At 48.6% G+C, this 19,635-nt stretch carries 15 protein-coding genes, 2 pseudogenes and 2 riboswitches; of the genes and pseudogenes, 12 read left to right on the forward strand and 5 right to left on the reverse strand.

Going from position 1 to position 19,635, the window contains the following annotated elements; genetic code table 11:
- Positions 1–9 precede the first annotated feature (9 nt).
- Together NST70_RS07710 and NST70_RS07715 are read right to left on the reverse strand one after the other, a co-directional pair.
- Positions 10–657: a TetR/AcrR family transcriptional regulator gene (locus NST70_RS07710; protein WP_061577590.1), complete on the reverse strand. Its 648-nt coding sequence runs from the start codon at positions 655–657 to the stop codon at positions 10–12.
- Positions 626–1,869 (reverse strand): annotated as a pseudogene (locus NST70_RS07715) (MFS transporter). The gene NST70_RS07710 and the pseudogene NST70_RS07715 overlap by 32 nt, the downstream one beginning before the upstream one ends.
- Before the next feature lie 410 nt (positions 1,870–2,279).
- Positions 2,280–2,391, forward strand: a riboswitch (TPP riboswitch).
- A gap of 246 nt (positions 2,392–2,637) precedes the next feature.
- On the opposite strand from NST70_RS07715, the gene NST70_RS07720 reads away from it, so the two are divergent.
- Complete coding sequence (locus NST70_RS07720; RefSeq protein WP_328229646.1) at positions 2,638–3,402, forward strand: ABC transporter permease; 765 nt, start codon at positions 2,638–2,640, stop codon at positions 3,400–3,402.
- An 11-nt stretch (positions 3,403–3,413) separates the two neighbouring features.
- Complete coding sequence (locus tag NST70_RS07725; protein ID WP_342476115.1) at positions 3,414–4,403, forward strand: ABC transporter substrate-binding protein; 990 nt, start codon at positions 3,414–3,416, stop codon at positions 4,401–4,403.
- Between the two features lie 397 nt (positions 4,404–4,800).
- Here NST70_RS07725 and NST70_RS07730 read toward each other — a convergent pair whose 3' ends face one another.
- Genes NST70_RS07730 through NST70_RS07740 form a run of 3 tightly spaced genes read right to left on the reverse strand, consistent with a single transcriptional unit; the run spans position 4,801 to position 6,656 of the window.
- Positions 4,801–5,199: a VOC family protein gene (locus NST70_RS07730; RefSeq protein ID WP_179234404.1), complete on the reverse strand. Its 399-nt coding sequence runs from the start codon at positions 5,197–5,199 to the stop codon at positions 4,801–4,803.
- Entirely contained in the window at positions 5,183–5,968 is a 786-nt protein-coding gene (locus NST70_RS07735; RefSeq protein WP_179234405.1) for a phosphosulfolactate synthase, read from the reverse strand. Before NST70_RS07735 ends, NST70_RS07730 begins: the two co-directional genes overlap by 17 nt.
- Positions 5,961–6,656 (reverse strand): 2-phosphosulfolactate phosphatase, encoded by a 696-nt coding sequence (locus NST70_RS07740; RefSeq protein ID WP_168986017.1) that lies wholly within the window; start codon positions 6,654–6,656, stop codon positions 5,961–5,963. The genes NST70_RS07735 and NST70_RS07740 overlap by 8 nt, the downstream gene beginning before the upstream one ends.
- Positions 6,657–6,829: 173 nt before the next feature.
- Positions 6,830–6,930: riboswitch (SAM riboswitch) on the forward strand.
- 120 nt (positions 6,931–7,050) lie between these two features.
- On the opposite strand from NST70_RS07740, the gene NST70_RS07745 reads away from it, so the two are divergent.
- The 10 genes and pseudogenes from NST70_RS07745 to lpdA all read left to right on the forward strand — a co-directional run bounded on the left by NST70_RS07745 (position 7,051) and on the right by lpdA (position 19,545).
- Positions 7,051–8,907 (forward strand): assimilatory sulfite reductase (NADPH) flavoprotein subunit, encoded by a 1,857-nt coding sequence (locus tag NST70_RS07745; RefSeq protein WP_052123352.1) that lies wholly within the window; start codon positions 7,051–7,053, stop codon positions 8,905–8,907.
- 17 nt (positions 8,908–8,924) lie between these two features.
- Positions 8,925–10,637 carry an assimilatory sulfite reductase (NADPH) hemoprotein subunit gene (gene cysI / locus NST70_RS07750; protein WP_237349285.1) on the forward strand — a complete coding sequence of 571 codons (1,713 nt, stop codon included), beginning with the start codon at positions 8,925–8,927 and terminating at the stop codon, positions 10,635–10,637.
- Between the two features lie 197 nt (positions 10,638–10,834).
- Positions 10,835–11,353, forward strand: coding sequence for a hypothetical protein (locus tag NST70_RS07755; RefSeq protein ID WP_234969524.1), 519 nt, complete (start codon positions 10,835–10,837; stop codon positions 11,351–11,353).
- Between the two features lie 50 nt (positions 11,354–11,403).
- On the forward strand, positions 11,404–12,147 hold the full coding sequence (locus NST70_RS07760; protein WP_342476119.1) for a MerR family transcriptional regulator: 744 nt from the start codon (positions 11,404–11,406) through the stop codon (positions 12,145–12,147).
- A gap of 127 nt (positions 12,148–12,274) precedes the next feature.
- Positions 12,275–13,654, forward strand: a complete 1,380-nt coding sequence (locus NST70_RS07765; protein ID WP_342476120.1) for a dipeptidase — start codon at positions 12,275–12,277, stop codon at positions 13,652–13,654.
- A gap of 64 nt (positions 13,655–13,718) precedes the next feature.
- A pseudogene (locus NST70_RS07770) lies at positions 13,719–14,705 on the forward strand (multidrug resistance efflux transporter family protein).
- 159 nt (positions 14,706–14,864) lie between these two features.
- Positions 14,865–15,857 (forward strand): thiamine pyrophosphate-dependent dehydrogenase E1 component subunit alpha, encoded by a 993-nt coding sequence (locus NST70_RS07775; protein WP_014098305.1) that lies wholly within the window; start codon positions 14,865–14,867, stop codon positions 15,855–15,857.
- Between the two features lie 25 nt (positions 15,858–15,882).
- A complete protein-coding gene (locus tag NST70_RS07780; protein WP_014098304.1) occupies positions 15,883–16,911 on the forward strand; it encodes an alpha-ketoacid dehydrogenase subunit beta in 1,029 nt (342 codons plus the stop codon).
- Positions 16,912–16,937: 26 nt separating this feature from the next.
- Positions 16,938–18,149, forward strand: coding sequence for a dihydrolipoamide acetyltransferase family protein (locus tag NST70_RS07785; protein WP_014098303.1), 1,212 nt, complete (start codon positions 16,938–16,940; stop codon positions 18,147–18,149).
- A gap of 16 nt (positions 18,150–18,165) precedes the next feature.
- Positions 18,166–19,545, forward strand: a complete 1,380-nt coding sequence (gene lpdA / locus NST70_RS07790) for a dihydrolipoyl dehydrogenase (protein WP_014098302.1) — start codon at positions 18,166–18,168, stop codon at positions 19,543–19,545.
- Positions 19,546–19,635 lie beyond the last annotated feature (90 nt).

Raw genomic sequence — 19,635 nt, forward strand, 5'->3', positions numbered from 1 at the left:
AGGTTCATATCAACCGGGTTCAATCTTAGTGTCCAAATGCCAGTCTGTATTTTCATCGGGGCGCAAAGCCTGGATTAAGTATAAATTTAACGCCTCAAGTTGGCCGCCTACTGCTACTCTTTCCGGTTCCTCCACATGGGCCATTAAAATCAGGCCGTCCCATATGTTCACCATAAAATTGACGATCGTTTCAAGCGGCTGTACCGGGTGAAATTCACCCTGTTTTACGCCCTCTTCTAGAAGCGCTAAAAAGCTTTTCATGGCTCGGGTATACCTTTTTTGGAAAAATGCCTTTCTTTCCGGATTGCGCCACCTGGTGACAGAGTATTCATACATCACGATCCCGTAAGGATTTGGCAAACTCTGGAAAACCACTTTCTGATAGGCTTGAATGGCATCCCATACTTTTTCATGGCTGCTTACCAGGTCTTGAATGTACGTATAAAATGAATCGTCATTTTTTTCAATAACCGCCTGCATGATTTCCTCTGTGTTAGAAAAATACTGATACAGATTTCCTCTGCTAATGCCGGCTTCTTTTACGATATCCTGCATGGTAACAGGTTCATAGCCTTTTCGTTCAAACACCCGCTTCGCAGCATCCAATATATGATTTTTTCTTTCTTCAAGATGTTGTTTTGATACCCTCGGCGACATGAATTTCCTTCCTTTCTGCTTTTTTCATTGCGATTGCGGAAACGGCAGCAAGCAGGCAAGTGGTTCCGCCAGAGATCAGAAATGCGAGACGGACGCCAAACCACTCTGAAAGCGAGCCTCCAAGTAATATGCCAACAAGCACAGCGAGTGTAGAAAGGCTGTTGATGGTACCGAACACTCTTCCGGTATGCGTTTCAGGCGTTTTCTTTTGGACGAGCACATCGAAAGGAATGGCAGCCATTGTAAAAGAAAAACCCATCAGAAAAAAGACGCAAGGGTAAACGGCTTCAATGATGCCGATCGGCCAGCCGGTACCCGTACTTACTATGATACACCCCAAACCAAGTATGGCGGGGCTGATTTTTAAAGTGATTAATTTCTCCCCTAACTTTATTTTCGTAAACAGCACGGAAGCAGTAAGCATGCCAAAACCGCTTGCCGCAATACACCAGCTCGCAAAATGGACCGTTGCGTTCTTGATATCCCTTATTAATAACATGGCCTGGGAATCAGAAATTTGCAAGGCCAGTATCATGGTAAAAAAAACGATCAGACCCATTTTTAACACGGGAAAACCGGAGAGAAAGCGAAATCCTTCAGTTAGCGCGCCCTTTTCCCGATGTTCTAGATCACTTTTTACCGGGCTCTGTAATGTCGGCGCTTTGATTCCAAACAGCAGAATAGCGGAGAGAAAGAAATGGCATCAAGATAAAAAGCGCCTTTGATTCCGGTCAGGCTGATCAATGCGCCGCCTGCTACTGGCCCGATGATTTTGGCGCTGTTATTGATCATCTCGCTTGTACCGATTGCCGCCTGTATTTGGTTTTCACCAACAACTTGGCGGAGCAGGCCGCTTTCTGCAGGGGTAAAGACGGCTGAGAAAAAGCCCAAAAAAAATAGAAAGATATAAACTTGCCAAAGCGAAACGGAAAAAGCAATCCCGAGCACACAACCGCAGCGGGCGAAATCCGAGAAGCTCATCAGCACTTTACGGTTAAACCGGTCTGCCAGCCAGCCGGCAGGGGATCCAAATAAAATTGACGGCAGCACCATGCATAATGTAATGCCTGCCATTGCAATCGGGTCAGCGTGCCACTTAAATGCCACTAATGCAAACAATGCAACAAGATGCAGCCAGTCCCCAAGATTTGAAACGGTTTGCGCACTGATTAAGAACAGAAAGGAATGATTTTTAAAAAGCGGATTTTTCATTTATGCTCCTCCTTAAATGACATTTGTGTCGTTTTTATTATTATAAGCGACATGAATGTCATTTAACAAGAAGATTTTAAAATTTTTCATAAAATTGGGTGCTTTTTGTGAGTTTACAAGCACGAGAAGAGGGGGCGATGTGGTTGTTTCCGTAAGCACTTACAACCGCAGCCGTTGCCATATAAATAATGGTTAAGCAAAATAACATATCTGAATGGCTGTCTATTCAGTTTACGATGACGGTTCGTGAGTATCATCATGATTGAAAATTTTTGCGGTTTTTTTCGGGATTTTTGGAAAAACAGGAGCCCTGACTTGGAGCTAAATAATTGAACCAATCACCATAGAAAAAAGCCTGCACCACTTTACACAAGCAAATAGAAAGCCTATAATGGAAAAAAGTAAATATTTCAGACTACTAGGGGTGCCCGGATTGGCGGGCTGAGAGAAAAACAGTTGGTTTTTCAACCCTTTGGACCTGATCCGGATCATGCCGGCGTAGGAAAGTAGGGATTTGTGAAAATTTTCTTGCTTATTAAAGTCAGGTCTTTTACAGGCCTGGCTTTTTTCTGTTGGAAGGGAGGGAAAATAGCTGCTTTTAGGGCGGTAACCGGAAAAACCCCGTCAATGACGACGGGCAGGAAGAAATAAAAACAAAAAGTAGGTGGAAGATTGCTATAGCAGGAAAAAATTCAAATGGTTGAACGGGCTTTGGAACGGTTTGCAGCTTGTACATATTGGAAGTTTGGATGAAAGGAGGTTTCCTAAATGAAGTGGCGAAAATGGCTGGGGGATTACGGACTTTTTTGCGTTACGATGCTGGTCTTGATAGCCGGCTGGCAGTGGGTCATACAGAAAGGGATGATCCCGTCTTTCATTTTGCCGTCCCCTACCCAAATCTATGCATCTTTCATAGAAAATCACAGGCAATTAATAAATGTGCATTTGCCAGCGACAGTGGAGGAAGTCGGCATCGGTTTTCTTTTATCCGTTACGGGTGGAGTGATGATCGGTGTCCTCATGTATGTTTCCAAAATGGCTGAAAAAATCTTTTATCCGTTTCTTGTTATTTCGCAAACGATCCCGCTTGTCGCCGTATCACCTGTTTTTATGATGTGGTTCGGTTATTCAGTTTGGAGCAAGGTAGCGATCATTGTGTTAACGGCTATCTTTCCGATTGTAATCAGCACTTTTGACGGATTAAAAACCGTTGATTCCGCCTATTTGAATTTGTTTCGGACAATGGGCGCCAGCCGCTGGGATATTTTTCGAAAACTTTCTGTCCCAATGGCTCTTCCTCAATTTTTATCCGGCTTGAAATTATCGGTTGTATATTGTGTCAGCGGGGCAGCGATCGGGGAGTGGCTTGGCGCAACTGCGGGGCTTGGATTTTTTAGCAAGCGAATGTCCGGATATTTGCAGTCGGACGCAGTTTTTTCGGCCGTTTTTCTTTTGGCTGCGTTCGGCATGGGATTATTTTTGCTTATTTATGGGATGGAAAAAGGCTTATTGAAAAACAGAACAAAAATTTAGGGGGATTTTCAATGAAAAAACGATGGATAATGGCCGCTGTGCTCGCATGTTTCCTAGGTGCCTGCAGCAATCATTTGCAGCAAGCAACGAAACATGCGCAAAAAGTAACGATCATGCTGGATTGGTATCCAAATGCGGTTCATTCTTTTCTTTATGTAGCCCAGGAAAAAGGCTATTTTAAAGCGCAGGGCCTTGATGTCAGCATCAAAATGCCTTCTGACACAAATGACCCGTTAAAACTTGCGGCTGCGAATCGAATTGATATTGCATTAAGTTATCAACCCCAAGTGTTAATCGCACGCGATGAGAATATTCCGGTCCAATCTTTTGGCACCGTCGTCCGCCATACGCTGAACCGTGTGATGGTGCCGGCTTCAAGCGGCATCCGCTCACCGAAAGACCTGGCGGGCAAAACGGTCGGCTACTCTTCCATTCCGCTGGAAGAAGCAGCCGTGCGGACAATGGTCAAAGCAGACGGGGGCGATCCGGACAAGGTGAAAACAGTGGATGTTGGCTATGATTTAATCCCTGCTCTGACAGCCCATAAAACTGATGCGATCGTCGGCGGTTTTGTCAATCATGAACAGCTGCTGCTGGAAAAGGAGGGCGTACCCGTTAGAGCGTTCAATCCGGCAAAATACGGCGTTCCGGATTATGAAGAACTCGTTTTTATCGCAAACGAAAATAAGCTGAAACAGCAGCCAGACATTTTTAAAAAATTTCTTGCTGCCGCCGAAAAAGGCCAGCAATATGTCAAAAAACATCCGGAAAAGGCACTTGCCATTTTGTTAAAACATGAAGATGCCTCTTCACCGCTGGATAAAAATGTGGAAACGAAGAGCCTGCACATTTTACTGCCGAAGATGGACGAGAAAAATAAAACTATTGCCGATCAGGACCCAAAAAAATGGCAAGACGTTTCGGATTGGCTGTACCAGGCAAAAATCACAAAAACACATGTCAATCCCGAAAAGGCTTTTGTCAACATAGAAAATCAATAAGAAACCAAAATGACCGGAAGTGAAGACAACATTTACTTCCGGTAGCGTTTGAATTCGAAACCGATGAAGGAGCGATAAATTTTGGCGTTTGTTAACAACTTCCGGACCTATCCCCGAATTTCAAGCACCGCTCCTTCCTGTAAGAATTCGAAAAAAACCGCAGCTGTATGGTCTGCGGTTTTTTGCATGGTTTGCTTGTAATTTTTTGATGTGAAGCAGAAGGAAGGCTCACTGCAACTTCGTGAAGAACCCGGCGTAAAACATCAGCCGCCTTTTGCTGAGGCAGATTAGGAGTAGAAACCGCTACACCCAGAGCATGCCTGCAAGCCGACAAAATGGGGTCGCTGTCTAGAAAAAGCAGGCGCATGGCCCGGCCTTGAGCAATGAATGGGACTGGTTAATATACCATGCTTTCATCATGGTAATATTTAAATTCGAGCAAGTTGTTAGAGGGGTCTTGGAGGAAAAATGTCCAATGTTCCTCTTGCCTGCCCCCAAATCGGACCATTTTCTCCTGGAAAAATGGTAAATGGTTTTTCCTTGCAGATTGAAGGGTTTCCTCAAATGCTGCTTTATCCAAAAAAGTAATGCCGAAATGACGGGGATACATTTTCGGATTGAGGTCAATTTTTTCAGGGCTTAGATGGCAGACAACCTGGTCCCCGAAAAAATTGAAAGTGACCCGGTCATCATATCGGCGCGCCACCTTGCAGCCTAATTTTTGATAGAAATCGGCTGTTTCATCAAGATCTTTGCACGGAATCGCCAAATGAAAAATTTTATCCGTTTCTCTCATGGGAATCTCCTCCAATAAAAAAAGTATCTGATCGCAAACCGAGCCTTAATGTTTCAAGCGCAAGGGCATCCGAAAAAGGGATGTTGGCCAAATTGGCATCCGGGCCGAGATGGTGGATAAAAAAAGCCTGGAGCTGCTTGTTGGGTGCTTCGAAAATGAAAGAATCGCGGGGAATCCCCGAGTCCAGGATGGCCGCAAACATCTCCTCCCGTATTTCACCGTCCCCGTTGCAAATGCCGCTCGTGCCGCTTTCCCTTGCCTCTGTCATCACTTTATATGCGCCTGCTTCTAAATCTTGACTAATCGATTCCAACCATAATGCTGGCGTATCGGCCATTGATTTGGCAGCATCTTTTGAGCCGACTTCACTTAACACTTTAAACTCCTTTGAAAACTCCGCAATATAGCGGCATTTTTCCGTATTGGACAGCGGCAGGGTGCCATTTGAGATTTCAACATATTCGCATTCAAACCGCCGGCAGTATTGAACGTACCGATCCGTTTTTCCCTGGCTGGCAAACTTTTCAAATAAAGTGCCGCCGAAAAAGAAGGCAATGCCGTTTTGCCTCAAGTGATCTATTTTTTCTTCCAAATGGCGTGAAACGACCGATGTCCCCCAGCCGAATTTGACGAAATCAATATAAGGGGCTGCACTGTTCATGGTATCTTTAAAAAAGTTCAGCGGAATGCCATTGTCAATTAAGATGGTGATTCCGCAATCCCGCGGTTTCTCATTGCGTAAAGGCAGTGTCAAACCATGGTCATTCATCTTCAACCCTCACGATCGTTGGAAATTCTCCTGTTGGATCCATTTTCATCACAAACCCGCAGTCTCTCTCTTTAATGCAAAATTCCAGGTCAGCCGGGTTAAATGCAGGCTGGCCGGGATCAAGAAATTTCTTTGCAACACTGGCATCTACAATCTCCTTGATCACTGATTCCGGCTTTATCGTGCCGGAGCCGGTGAGGATGCTTTCCATGTATAACGCGCATGCCAGGTCATCTTCCCCCGTCGGATGGGAAGCAATCATGTTGATGCGGGCGTTGTCTTTGTCTTTCCATTTGCGCCGGACCCATTTTGCCGTCGTTTTTGCATTCGAAAAGCCGGTAACATAGACTTCCTTTGCGTGAAGGGCGTGAAAAACTGCTTTTACCCCGTTTGTCGATGTTTGTACCAACGTTTTGCCGGCTAACGGCTGTTTGGCGATGGCGGCCGGTGAATGACCAAAATCAAATCCTGGGATCGGAAGGCCGTGCCTTTCGCCCGTGAGCAAAACATGCGGGTATTTGTTTTTGATACGAAAAGCCGTTTCTATTGAGTCAGCCAGCCATATTTCTTTTACGCCGCCCAAAAAGGCATGGTGGGCAACCGTAAACGCGCGGATTACATCGATCACAATATTGGCATCTCCATCTTCCGGCGTCATCTCATTCCCCTGGTAAATGCGGATATTCATCCATTCCCCCCTCATTCTGTGCAAAAGATACATAAAGTATATTGGGGGGACGCTTGATGCGGAACTTGCCACCCTTTTCCTTTTTTAAATGTCCCATCTGTTCAAAAAAGAATTGACTGTACCTGTATTTGATTGTATAATGTTTTCAATGATTTCTAAATAATGATTTGTGCTTCTTATCCAGAGAGGTGGAGGGAAAGGCCCTTTGAAGCCTCGGCAACAGGTTGAAAAACACTGTGCCAATTCCTGCAGACAATCGTCTGAAAGATAAGAGAAGTTGACCATTGTGCGCCGGCTCTTCTTATCTTTGTAAGGAGAGCTTTTTTCGAAGGCGCTTCTCATGGAAAGAAGCGGATTAAAATCCAAGTAAACTTCTATGTCTATTTGGATTAGGATGTCATACATAAATAAACAAATGAAAAGTGCATGCAAACATTGCGAGGTGGAAGATTTGCCGTTAAGTGTACAAAACAGCCCGTTTAGTAAAGAACAGGCGGAAAAGTTAAATGAACTGCTGCAACTATTAACGGATCAGCAAAAATTATGGCTAAGCGGATATTTAACCTATCCGTTTGCCGAACAAGGAACGAATCCCCCGGGAAGTACAGCTGTTGCTGAAAAACCGGTACAGACGGCAACCAAAACGGTTACGCTGCTGTTTGGTTCCGAGACAGGCAATGCCCAGGCGCTTGCCGAAGCATTCGCCGCCAGATTAAAAGAAATGCAGTTTACCGTATCTTTTTCGGCACTCGATGCAGCCAAGCCGAAAGATTTAAAAAATGCAGGGTATCTGCTCATCATTACAAGTACACAAGGGGAAGGGGATCCGCCTGACAACGCATTGTCTTTCTATGAGCTGATCCACAGCAGAAAAGCCCCAAAACTGGACGGGGTCCCTTTTTCCGTTTTGGCGCTTGGGGACCAGACATATGAGTTTTTTTGCAAGGTCGGAAAAGAGATCGACAAGAGGCTGGAAGAGTTGGGCGGGGAAAGGCTCTATCCGCGGGTGGATTGTGATGTGGATTATGAAGAGGACGCCCGCGAATGGTTTGAAGGGGTTGCAGGCGTGCTCCGGGCATCTGCCTTGCCGGCTTCAACCGCTGCGGATGCCACCCGGCCTGCAAACACCGATTATTCCAAATCCAACCCGTTCCAGGCGGAAGTGTTGGAAAATATCAACTTGAACTGGGAAGGGTCCAATAAAAAAACGCACCATATCGAACTATCCCTTGAAGGGTCCGGTTTTACATTTGAACCGGGGGACAGCATCGGGATTTACCCGGAAAATGATCCGAAACTCGTGGAACGGCTGATCGAAAAGCTCGGCTGGGATCCGGAAGAACCAGTTCCGGTCAATAAAAAAGGGGAAGTGCTGCCGGCCAGGGAAGCATTACTCAGACATTATGAAATTACGAGATTAACAAAACCGCTGCTTCAGCAGGCAGCCGTGCTTTTCGGAAACAAAGCGCTTACGGCTTTGCTTGAAAATGAAGCGGAGGCAAAGGCGTACCTTGAAGGGCGGGGCCTGCTCGATCTTGTCGAGGAATATCCGCCGGAAAAAGTGGAAGTGCAAGCTTTCGTACAAATGCTCCGGAAAATGCCGCCGCGGCTTTATTCGATCGCAAGCAGCTGGAAAGCGAACCCCGATGAAGTCCATCTTGTCATTGCACTGGACTGCTATACAGCAAACGGAAGGGTGCGCGAAGGGGTTTGCTCCGGGCAAATCGCAGGCAGGATAAAACCGGGAGACAAGCTGCCGGTTTATGTCCACCGCAATCCGAATTTCAAACTTCCGGCTGACCCGGATGTGCCGGTGATCATGATCGGGCCGGGAACAGGCGTGGCGCCGTTCCGTTCTTTCCTGGAAGAAAGGGAAGCGGAAGGGATCACCGGACGAACATGGCTGTTTTACGGGGACCAGCATTTTGCGACGGATTTTCTGTATCAGCTTGACTGGCAAAACTGGCTGAAAAATGGCGTGCTCGAACGGATGGATGTGGCTTTTTCGCGCGACCAGGCAGAAAAAATATACGTCCAGCACCGGATGCTTGAAAAAAGCAAAGATTTTTATGCATGGCTTGAAAAAGGCGCCTGTGTGTATGTGTGCGGCGATGAAAAGCAGATGGCCCGCGACGTCCAGGAAACGCTGCTTGAAATTCTTGAAACAGAAGGCAATATGGCGAGGGAAGAGGCAGAGGATTATTTACAGGAAATGCGACGGGCAAAACGATACCAGCGTGATGTGTATTAACAGAGAGGGGCAGGAAGATGGCTGATAAAAAACTTGATCCGCTTGAAACGATAAAAGAAAAAAGCCGGTTTTTAAGAGGGACGATTGCGGAAGGGCTCAAAGATCCACTGACCGGCGCGATATCCGAAGACGATAATAAACTGTTGAAATTTCATGGCAGCTACCAGCAGGACGACCGCGATATCCGCAACGATCGGCGCAAAAAGAAACTGGAGCCGGCTTACCAGTTTATGGTGCGTGTCCGCATTCCGGGCGGTGTTGCGACCCCGGAACAGTGGCTTGTGATGGATGAACTGGCGCAAAAATACGGGAACGGAACGCTGCGTATGACAACCCGGCAGACATTCCAGATGCATGGCATTTTAAAATGGAATTTAAAGCAGGCCATCCGGGAAATGAACGATGCGCTCATGACGACGCTTGCCGCGTGCGGGGATGTGAACCGGAACGTCATGTGCAACCCGAACCCGTACCAGTCGGATGTGCATGCCGAGGTGTATGAATGGGCGAAAAAAACGAGCGACCACTTGTTGCCGCGGACTTCCGCGTATCATGAAATCTGGCTGGAAGATGAAAAAATCATTGATACAAAAGAGCAGGAAGAGGCAGAGCCGCTGTACGGGCCAACGTATTTGCCGCGGAAGTTTAAAATCGGGTTTGCTGTGCCGCCTTCCAATGATGTCGATATTTTTTCACAGGATTTAGGGTTTATCGCCATTTTGAATGAAGGGAAGCTTGAAGGGTTTAATGTCGCGGTTGGCGGCGGGATGGGCATGACCCACGGCGATCCGAAAACATATCCGCAGCTTGCCCGGATCATCGGTTTTTGCACGCCGAACCAGGTGATTGAAGTGGCGGAAAAAGTGGTGTCGATCCAGCGCGACTACGGCAACCGCGCGAACCGGAAAAATGCGCGTTTCAAGTACACCATTGACGCGCGGGGGCTTGAATGGATCAAGGCGGAACTGAATGAACGGCTCGGCTGGGATCTCGGGGAGGCCCGCCCGTTCCATTTTGACCATAACGGCGACCGTTACGGCTGGATCAAAGGCGATGGCAAATGGCATTTGACGTTATTTGTCCAAAGCGGCAGGATCAAAGATTTTGACGGCTATCCTTTGATGACCGGGCTGCGCGAAATTGCAAAAATCCATCAGGGCGAGTTCCGCCTGACCCCGAATCAGAATGTCATTATTTCCAATGTCACCGACGAAATGAAAGGAAAGATCGGCGAGCTGGTTGAAAAATACCATCTGACGGACGGCAAGCATGCTTCCGCCCTCAGAAGAAACTCGATGTCCTGTGTCGCATTCCCGACTTGCGGCCTTGCGATGGCGGAAGCAGAACGGTACTTGCCGGAACTGCTCGGAAAAATCGAAGAGATTTTGGATGAAGCGGGGTTGCGCGAAGAAGAAATCGTCATCCGAATGTCAGGCTGCCCGAACGGCTGCTCAAGGCCGGCGCTTGCGGAAATGGCTTTTATCGGGAAAGGCCCCGGAAAATACAATTTGTATTTGGGCGGCAGCTTCACTGGCGACAGGCTCGCTTGCCTTTATAAGGAAAATATCGGGGAAGAAGAGATCCTCGCTTCCCTGCGCCCGATTCTTTTGCAATATGCAAAAGAACGGCAGGAAGGCGAACATTTCGGGGATTTCGTCATCCGCGCCGGAATTGTAGAAGCGATCCGTGACGGACGTGATTTTCATAAACCGGAAGCGGTGAATAAATAATTTTACAAACTGTGCCTAGAAGGATTTTATTCTCCGGGCACAGTTTTTTGTTTCTTTACAAAAGCTTCCAATTGGGACATACTGTTTAGCAGAATACCTCATAAAGGATGGTTGCCATGCTGGGAAAAAATTTAAAAACATATATCGAAAACCAAAAGGATACTATAATAATATTATGTAAACAAGAAATAGCGTATTTGGAGCGCTATAAGGATTTTTTCAAAGATGCTGTCAGGGAAAAAGAAATTGTTGAAAAAGAGGGTACCGCCCGTTTTGCCGATGCATCTATTGAACGGTGCAGCAAGGAAGCCGATGAGACCCTTGCGGTGGAAACGGCGGCGTTTTTAAATGAACCTGTCATCTATTTGAAAAAGCATAGGAAAGAATATGTCTACATCGTGTCAGACTGGTTTGGCATCATCGGCGTCGACGGGATTGCCCTTGAGCTGGATGATGTCTTCGGCCATTACAATTGCATGCTCGGGCTCAAAGTGCAGAAAAAATACGGGCCGGCGATTCAAACGGGATTGTCTGAACTGCTCGAAGGAGACGGGAAAGGGGAAATCGTTTTTGATGGCAATGAAGGCATCTGGGATGTGAACTTTCCGTTGAACGATGTGCCCGGTTTCAAGGAAGAAATGCCGCTCATGGAAGCTTTCGTAAAAATTTACGAAGTGCTGTTTGCCCTCCAGGAAAAACTTGAAAAAATGTCTTGACCCTCACGCTGCGTCACCCCTTACAGTAAAAAAGGAAGGGGGGCTGCACGATGAGAATTAAAGAAGTTGCAGAGCTGGCCGGCGTCAGCATCCGGACATTGCGCCATTATGACGACATCGGGCTGCTAAAACCGGCTGAAGTTTCACCGTCCGGTTACCGGCACTATTCGGAAGAAAACCTAAAAACGCTCCAGCAAATCTTATTTTTCAAGGAATTGGGCTTCCCTTTGCAAAAGATCAAGGAAATCATTGAAAGCCCTTCGTTTGACAGGCTCGGGGCGCTCGAGCTCCAGCGCCATTTGCTGATTGAAAAACAGAAGCGGCTCGTGAAAATGATTGCTTTGATCGAAAAAACAATCCAATCGGAGAAAGAGGGAATGGAAATGTCTAGTGAAGAAAAATTTGCCGGTTTCCGCTTTGACAACAATCCGTATGAGCGTGAGGCACGCGAAAAATGGGGGGATCAGGCAGTAGATGCAGCGGAAGCGGGAATAGCGGGGCTGACCGGGGATGAAAAATCCGCCTTGGCTGCTGAAATGAACGGGATTTACCGTGAGCTTGCCGCCATCCGCCATACGGACCCGCGCGCACAAGGAGCGCAGACAGCGATCCGGAAATGGTTTGATTTTTTAAACCGCCATTTCGGGAATTATACGCCGGAAGCCTTTAAAGGGCTTGGCCAAATGTATATAGAAGACAGCCGGTTTACAAAAAACATTGATCAATTTGGCGAAGGGCTTGCAACGTTTATGGCCGCAGCCATGGCGGAATTTGCGAATCAAACGCATAAATAAAAAATGCAGGAGCTGCCAAAAGGGGGCTCCTGCTTTCTTTTTTTCGTTTGCCGCCTTTCAAAATAAATTGGAAAATTAATGAAACTTGTCTTACAATAAAGAGAAAGCATGACAAGGAGGTATAGGAATGCCACAAACCTATCAGCAATATTTAAAGGAACACCATGAGCAGCATTTAAAAGAACTGTTTGATTTTCTCCAAATCCCGAGTGTCAGTTCCTTATCCGAACATCAAACAGATGTGAGAAAAGCAGCGGAATGGCTGAAAGCGGAGCTTGGGAAAACAGGCCTCGAACATACCGCAGTGATGGAAACGAAAGGCAACCCGGTTGTATACGGCGACTGGCTTCACGCAGACGGGAGGCCGACCGTCCTGATTTACGGGCATTACGACGTCCAGCCGGTTGACCCGCTGAACCTCTGGAAAAGCGATCCGTTCAAACCGGAGATCCGCGATGGCAAAATTTTTGCCCGCGGCGTGAGCGATGATAAAGGGCAGGTGTTTATGCATATCAAAGCGATCGAGGCGCTGATGGAAACGGAAGGGGAACTGCCTGTCAATATCAAAGTGTTGTTTGAAGGGGAAGAGGAAATCGGCAGCCCGAATCTTGCGCCATTTGCAGAAGCGCATCAGGAACTTTTAAAAGCGGATTTGATCGTCGTTTCCGATACCGGCATGCCGGAATTGGGAAAACCGACGATCTGCTACGGGCTGCGCGGCTTATGCGGCCTTGAAATCCATGTAAAAGGCGCATCAAGCGATCTTCATTCCGGCGAATACGGCGGCGGGGTGCAAAATGCTGCCACTGCGCTGGTTGAATTGCTGGCATCCTTCCATGGCCAGGACGGCAGGGTTTTGGTGGAAGGCTTTTATGACAAAGTGGAAGCAAGCACGCCGGAAGAAAAAGAAGCGTTCGCAAAACAGGCGGCATATGAAAGCCAAATACAGGCGCAGCTTGGCGTGCCTGTATTGTTCGGGGAAAAAGGCTACTCGTACGCAGAAAGAACATCCGTCCGGCCGACGCTTGAGATCAACGGCTTACAAAGCGGTTTTACCGGGGAAGGCCTGAAAACCGTTTTGCCGTCTGAAGCCTTTGCGAAAGTGACCTGCCGCCTTGTGCCAAACCAGGATCCGTACGAAATTCTGTCGTTGCTGAAAAAACATATTGAAGCCCATGCCCCAAAAGGCGTAACCGTTTCTGTAACCGAATTTGACAAAGGTTACCCGTATGTCACGCCGCGCAAGCATCCTGCCATCCAGCTTTGCGGAAAAGCGTATGAAAAAGTGTACGGCGTGCCGGTTACTTATACAAGGGGCGGCGGGTCGATCCCGATTGTCGCAGAATTTGACCGCATTTTAAAAATTCCGGTCGTGCTGATGGGATTTGCCCTTTCGTCGGAAAATGCCCATGCGCCGAACGAACATTTCCATCTTGAAAATTTTGATAAAGGCATCCAGACCATTTGCACGTATTGGAACGAGCTCAAAACATGGCCGCTTTCATAAGATAAGGAGGAATGCCCCGTATGCGGGTTTTCATTTCCAAAACGCTATAAAAAGGATGTGGGAGATGTTGCGTCCGGTCTTATTAGGGGTATGTGCCGCCTTCTTTTTCGCGGTGACATTTGTTTTAAACCGGTCGATGGAACTGTCGGGCGGCAGCTGGATTTGGAGCGCCTCCCTCCGGTACATTTTGATGGTTCCGTTTTTGCTTGTGATCGTGCTTGTCAGGAAAAATTTTCAAGCCTTATGGGCGGAAATGAAAAAGCATCCGGCCAGGTGGTTATTGTGGAGCTTTACCGGTTTTGTTCTTTTTTATGCGCCGTTATGTTTTTCGGCAGCCTATGCACCCGGATGGCTCGTGGCCGGCACCTGGAAGATCACGATTTTATCCGGTTCACTGCTTGCCCCGTTCTTTTTTAAAACGGTGGAGACGACGGAGGGCCTGATGAAAATCCGGGAACCCATCCCGTTCCGCGGATTGCGCTGGTCGCTTGTGATTTTGCTCGGCGTTTTGATGATGCAGCTTGAGCAGGCCGGCCGGATTAGCTTCCGGGAAATGATGCTAGGTGTCCTTCCCGTCATTGTGGCGACTTTTGCTTATCCTTTGGGCAACCGGAAAATGATGGAATTGTGCGAAGGCCGGCTCGATACATTCTAGCGTGTGCTCGGCATGACACTTGCCAGCCTGCCCTTTTGGTTTATTCTGTCATTGTACGGTTTAAAGGCGTCCGGCCCGCCGTCCGGAAACCAAATCGTGCAATCAGGCGTGGTTGCGGTCTTTTCCGGGGTGATTGCCACGGTATTGTTTTTCCGGGCAACCGATCTTGTCCGCGGCGACATGCAAAAATTATCGCTTGTGGAAGCGACCCAGTCATTGGAAGTGCTGTTTGCGCTGTTCGGGGAGATGGCCATTTTACCGGTTGCGGCGCCATCGCTGTTGTCCTGGTTCGGCATCATCACAGTTGCAGCCGGTATGGTGCTGCACAGCCTGATGTCACGAAAACCCGTTGCACCGGCTGCATGGAAAATGAAAAAGTCAGAAATCAGCGGATAAGAAAATATGGGAAAAAATGAGACAAAATGAGACAGCTGTCCCGGTTTGTCTCATTTTTTTATGTGCCGGGCAGACGAAGCAGGATGAAAGCGGGGTTTTCAGTTGGCACGCTTTTTGCTTGTTTACCAAGTGAAAGACGACGATAAGGAGGATGGATAAATGGAGACAGTAAAAGCGGGCGAACTGCAGTTAACGAAGGAAAAAGCGCAGTGGATGTTGCAAAAAATGTTTGAAATCCGCAAGTTTGAAGACAAAGTGCATGAAGTGTTTGCGACCGGCATTTTACCGGGCTTCGTCCACTTATATGCCGGTGAGGAAGCGGTTGCAGTCGGCGTTTGCGCCCATCTGAACGATCAGGATATGATCACAAGCACACACCGCGGCCACGGCCACTGTATCGCGAAAGGCTGCGATTTAAAAGGGATGATGGCGGAAATCTACGGGAAAGCGACAGGTCTGTGCAAAGGAAAAGGCGGTTCCATGCATATTGCCGACCTCGACAAAGGCATGCTCGGTGCAAACGGGATTGTCGGCGGCGGGTTCCCGCTGGCATGCGGCGCAGCATTGACGGCGAAAGTTAAAAAGACGAGTAATGTAAGCGTTTGCTTCTTTGGGGACGGCGCGAATAACCACGGTACGTTTCACGAAGGCATCAACTTGGCAGCCGTATGGAAGCTTCCGGTCATTTTTGTGGCGGAAAATAACGGCTATGGGGAAGCGACGCCATTCCATTATGCGTCAAGCTGTAAAACGATTGCCGACCGTGCCGTTGCCTACGACATTCCGGGTGTTCGTGTCGACGGGAAAGATATCGTCGCCGTGTACCAGGCGGCAAAAGAAGCGGTGGAACGCGCCCGCAACGGGGAAGGCCCGTCGCTGATTGAATGCGTGACGTACCGAAACTACGGGCATTTTGAAGGGGATGCCCAAACTTATAAAGCAGAAGCAGAAAAGGCGAAACAGCTGAATGAAAAAGATGCGATCGTCCAATTTAAAAAATTTGTGCTTGAACAAAACTTGTTCAGCGAAGCAGACATCAACAGCCTGGAACAAAAAGTGGAACAGGAGATCGAAGAAGCTGTGAAATTCAGCGAAGAAAGCCCGTATCCGGACCCTTCCGAACTTTTGAAAGATGTCTATGTATCCTACTAATCTATGAAAAAAGGAGGCCTTTCCAATGGGAAGACAAATTTCTTTTTCGCAGGCCATTAACGAAGCGATGAAACTGGCGATGAGAAGAGATGAAAATGTAATTTTGATGGGGGAAGATGTTGCCGGCGGTGCGGAAGTTGATCACCTGCAGGATGAAGAAGCATGGGGTGGCGTGCTTGGCGTGACGAAAGGCCTTGTCCAGGAATTCGGCCGCGGGCGGATTTTGGATACGCCGATTACGGAAGCGGGCTATATGGGGGCTGCGATGGCTGCTGCTTCAACAGGATTGCGGCCGATTGCAGAGCTCATGTTCAACGATTTTATCGGCAGCTGTCTGGACGAAGTGCTCAACCAGGGCGCGAAATTCCGGTACATGTTCGGCGGCAAGGCGCAAGTGCCGGTGACGGTCCGGACGATGCACGGCGCCGGTTTCCGGGCGGCGGCCCAGCACTCGCAAAGCCTGTATGCGCTGTTTACGTCGATACCGGGCTTAAAAGTCGTCGTGCCGTCAACGCCATATGATGCGAAAGGGCTGCTTTTGGCTGCGATCGAAGACAATGACCCGGTTATCTTTTTTGAAGATAAAACGCTTTACAACATAAAAGGGGAAGTGCCCGAAGATTACTATACGATTCCGCTCGGTAAGGCGGACAGGAAACGTGAAGGAAGCGACATCACCATTGTTGCAGTTGGCAAACAGGTGCAGACGGCGCTTGAAGCGGCAGAACGGCTTGCCAAAGACGGCATCGAAGCGGAAGTGATTGACCCGCGCAGTTTATCGCCGCTTGATGAAGGGACGATTCTCCAGTCGGTCGCAAAAACAAACCGGCTCATTGTGGTCGATGAAGCGAACCCGCGGTGCAATGTGGCAACCGATATTGCGGCACTTGTTGCCGATAAAGGGTTTGATGATCTGGATGCCCCGATCAAACGGATCACGGCACCGCACACGCCGGTTCCGTTCTCGCCGCCGCTTGAAGATTTGTATTTGCCGTCCGCCGGGAAAATTGTGCAGGCGGTATCAGAGCTGTTGGGGGAACCGGTCGGGCAATAACAGACAGATAGAAAGGAGTGGTTGGCATGCCGGTTGAAGTTATTATGCCCAAACTTGGGATGGCGATGAAAGAAGGAACCGTTTCACAGTGGAATAAAACAGAAGGAGAAGCCGTTAAAAAAGGCGACCCGATCGCTAGCATCAGTTCGGAAAAAATAGAGATGGAAATCGAGTCCCCTGCGGACGGCAATGTATTAAAAATCAATGTGCCGGAAGGAAAGGGCGTACCGCCGGGAACGGTGATTTGCTATATTGGAAACCCGGATGAAGAAGTGGCGGCAACAGCAGCCCCGGTGCAGGAAGAAAAAGGACAAAAAGAAGAAATAAAGGCGGCCCGTCCCGCACCGCTCCCGAAAAAACCGGGGAAAGTGCGCGTGAAAATTTCCCCGGTCGCGCGGAAAATGGCGGAAGCAGCAGGCATCAAACCGGAAGATATAAAAGGGACCGGGCCAGGGGGCAGGATTACAAAAGAAGATGTGGAACAGGCAATTGCGTCAAAGAAAGAAAGCCGCAAACAGGACAGCCTCATCCAGGCGCCGGCAGGAAAAGAACCGAAGCACACACCGGTATCCGGCATGCGCAAAGTGATCGCAGAACGCATGCATGCCAGCCTGCAATCGGCTGCACAGCTGACGATCACGATGAAAGCGGATGTCACGGAACTATTGGCGCTAAAAACGCAAGTGAAAGAGACAATCACAAAACGGTACGACAGCAAACTGACGATCACGGATTTTATAGCAAGAGCTGCCATCCTTGCCCTCGAAAACCATCCGGAAATGAACAGTGCGTTTATGGATAACACAATTGTCACTTACCCGGAAATCCATTTGGGCATCGCAACGGCGGTTGAAAAAGGGCTGATTGTCCCGGTCATCCGCAACGCCGACAGCAAATCGCTGATCGACTTGGCAAAAGAAATCAAAGAAAAAACAGCGGCAGCAAGATCCGGAAAACTGCCGGCAGATGAGATGCAAGGATCCACTTTTACCATTTCAAGCCTGGGTGCAAGCGGCGTCGAATTTTTTACGCCCATTTTGAACCCGCCGGAAGCCGGAATATTGGGTGTCGGTGTCGTTTCGGATGAAGCTGTTTTTATCGGGGACAAAATTGAAAAACGGAGCCGGCTGCCGCTCAGCCTGACGTTTGACCACCGCGTGCTCGACGGGGCGCCGGCAGCGGCCTTCCTGCAAACGGTCAAGCAATATTTGGAAGAACCGGTTACGATGCTTTTGTAGGAAAGAAGGGATCAGGATGGAAACCATCGGGATTTTAGGCGGCGGGCCTGCGGGCTACGTCGCTGCCATTACAGCAGCACAGCAGGGTGCGGATGTCATTTTATTTGAACAGGCGACACTCGGCGGCACATGCTTAAATGAAGGGTGCATGCCGACCAAGACACTTTTGGAAAGTGCAGGGCGCTACCGGGACATTCGGGAAGCGGACAAATTCGGGATCCGGGTGAACAAGGAAGCGGTGTCCATTGACTGGCCTGCCCTGCTTGAAAGGAAAAATGCGATCGTTTCCCGGCTCGTGCAAGGCATTCAATACTTAATGAAGAAAAACAAAATCAAAATCGTGCAGGGAAAAGCGGCATTCCAGTCACCCCATGTTGTTCTTGCAGAAACAGCAAACGGCACGGTTGAAATAAAAGCGGACCAGTTCATCATCGCAACAGGGTCTGAACCGAGTTCCCTCCCGTTTGCGCCGTTTGATGGCAACTGGATCATCGACAGCACGCAGGCCATGTCTCTTCCCGGCCTGCCTCCATCGCTCGTGATTGTCGGCGGTGGGGTAATCGGTTGCGAGTTTGCGAGCATTTACAGCCGGCTTGGGACAAAAGTGTCGATCATAGAGATGGCCCCACATATTTTGCCGGGGGAAGATGCAGATATCGCGAATATTTTAAAAGAGCAGCTTGAAAAAGACGGGGTGGACATTTATACATCTGCTGCCGTAAAAAAACTGGACCGTGATAAGAAATGCGCGCTGATTGAGCAGGAAGGGGAAACGCGCGAGATTTACGGGGAATACGTGCTTGTTTCAATCGGCCGGAAACCGTCTGTCAACGGGATCGGCCTCGAAAATGCCGGGGTGGCGTATGAAAAATCGGGCATAAAAGTCAATGAAAAGATGCAGACGAACATCCCCCATATTTATGCCTGCGGCGATTGTATTGGCGGCATCCAACTTGCACATGTCGCTTTTCATGAAGGAAAAGTGGCGGCGCTCAATGCATGCGGAATGGAGGCAAGTGCGGATTACAAAGCCGTTCCCCGCTGCATTTATACGTTTCCGGAAATTGCCGGCACCGGCCTCACCGAAAAGCAGGCGAAAGAAATGTACGGCGCTGTTCGGATCGGCGAATTTCCGTTTTCGGCAAACGGAAAAGCGATGATCAGCGGGGAACAGGTTGGGAAAGTGAAAGTCATCATCGAGCCGGAATACGAAGAGGTGGTCGGCTTGTCCATTTGCGGCCCGCATGCAACAGAACTGGTCGGGCAGGGGGTATTGATGCTGAACGGGGAAATGACGGCTGATCTGCTTGAGCGCTTGATTGCCGCTCATCCGACCGTCTCAGAAGCCATCCATGAAGCCGTTTTAAATGCACAGGGGCATCCGGTGCACGTATAATCATTCCCGGCAGTCTCTCAGACTGCCGGGAATATTCATAAGCCCTGTCTACATATTGAAAACGCTTTCCGTATTCGATTATAATAGAAA

The organism is Weizmannia sp. FSL K6-0777, assembly GCF_038593185.1.
Taxonomy (GTDB): Bacteria; Bacillota; Bacilli; order Bacillales; family Bacillaceae_C; genus Weizmannia; species Weizmannia faecalis.

Coding starts and splice junctions, on each gene's coding strand:
- NST70_RS07730 (WP_179234404.1), bottom strand. CDS start 5,199: ATGAGAGAAACGGATAAAATTTTTCATTTGGCGATTCCGTGCAAAGAT.
- NST70_RS07745 (WP_052123352.1), top strand. CDS start 7,051: ATGTCATACATAAATAAACAAATGAAAAGTGCATGCAAACATTGCGAG.
- NST70_RS07725 (WP_342476115.1), top strand. CDS start 3,414: ATGAAAAAACGATGGATAATGGCCGCTGTGCTCGCATGTTTCCTAGGT.
- NST70_RS07760 (WP_342476119.1), top strand. CDS start 11,404: ATGAGAATTAAAGAAGTTGCAGAGCTGGCCGGCGTCAGCATCCGGACA.
- cysI (WP_237349285.1), top strand. CDS start 8,925: ATGGCTGATAAAAAACTTGATCCGCTTGAAACGATAAAAGAAAAAAGC.
- NST70_RS07780 (WP_014098304.1), top strand. CDS start 15,883: ATGGGAAGACAAATTTCTTTTTCGCAGGCCATTAACGAAGCGATGAAA.
- NST70_RS07765 (WP_342476120.1), top strand. CDS start 12,275: ATGCCACAAACCTATCAGCAATATTTAAAGGAACACCATGAGCAGCAT.
- lpdA (WP_014098302.1), top strand. CDS start 18,166: ATGGAAACCATCGGGATTTTAGGCGGCGGGCCTGCGGGCTACGTCGCT.
- NST70_RS07775 (WP_014098305.1), top strand. CDS start 14,865: ATGGAGACAGTAAAAGCGGGCGAACTGCAGTTAACGAAGGAAAAAGCG.
- NST70_RS07710 (WP_061577590.1), bottom strand. CDS start 657: ATGTCGCCGAGGGTATCAAAACAACATCTTGAAGAAAGAAAAAATCAT.
- NST70_RS07720 (WP_328229646.1), top strand. CDS start 2,638: ATGAAGTGGCGAAAATGGCTGGGGGATTACGGACTTTTTTGCGTTACG.
- NST70_RS07735 (WP_179234405.1), bottom strand. CDS start 5,968: ATGAATGACCATGGTTTGACACTGCCTTTACGCAATGAGAAACCGCGG.
- NST70_RS07740 (WP_168986017.1), bottom strand. CDS start 6,656: ATGAATATCCGCATTTACCAGGGGAATGAGATGACGCCGGAAGATGGA.
- NST70_RS07785 (WP_014098303.1), top strand. CDS start 16,938: ATGCCGGTTGAAGTTATTATGCCCAAACTTGGGATGGCGATGAAAGAA.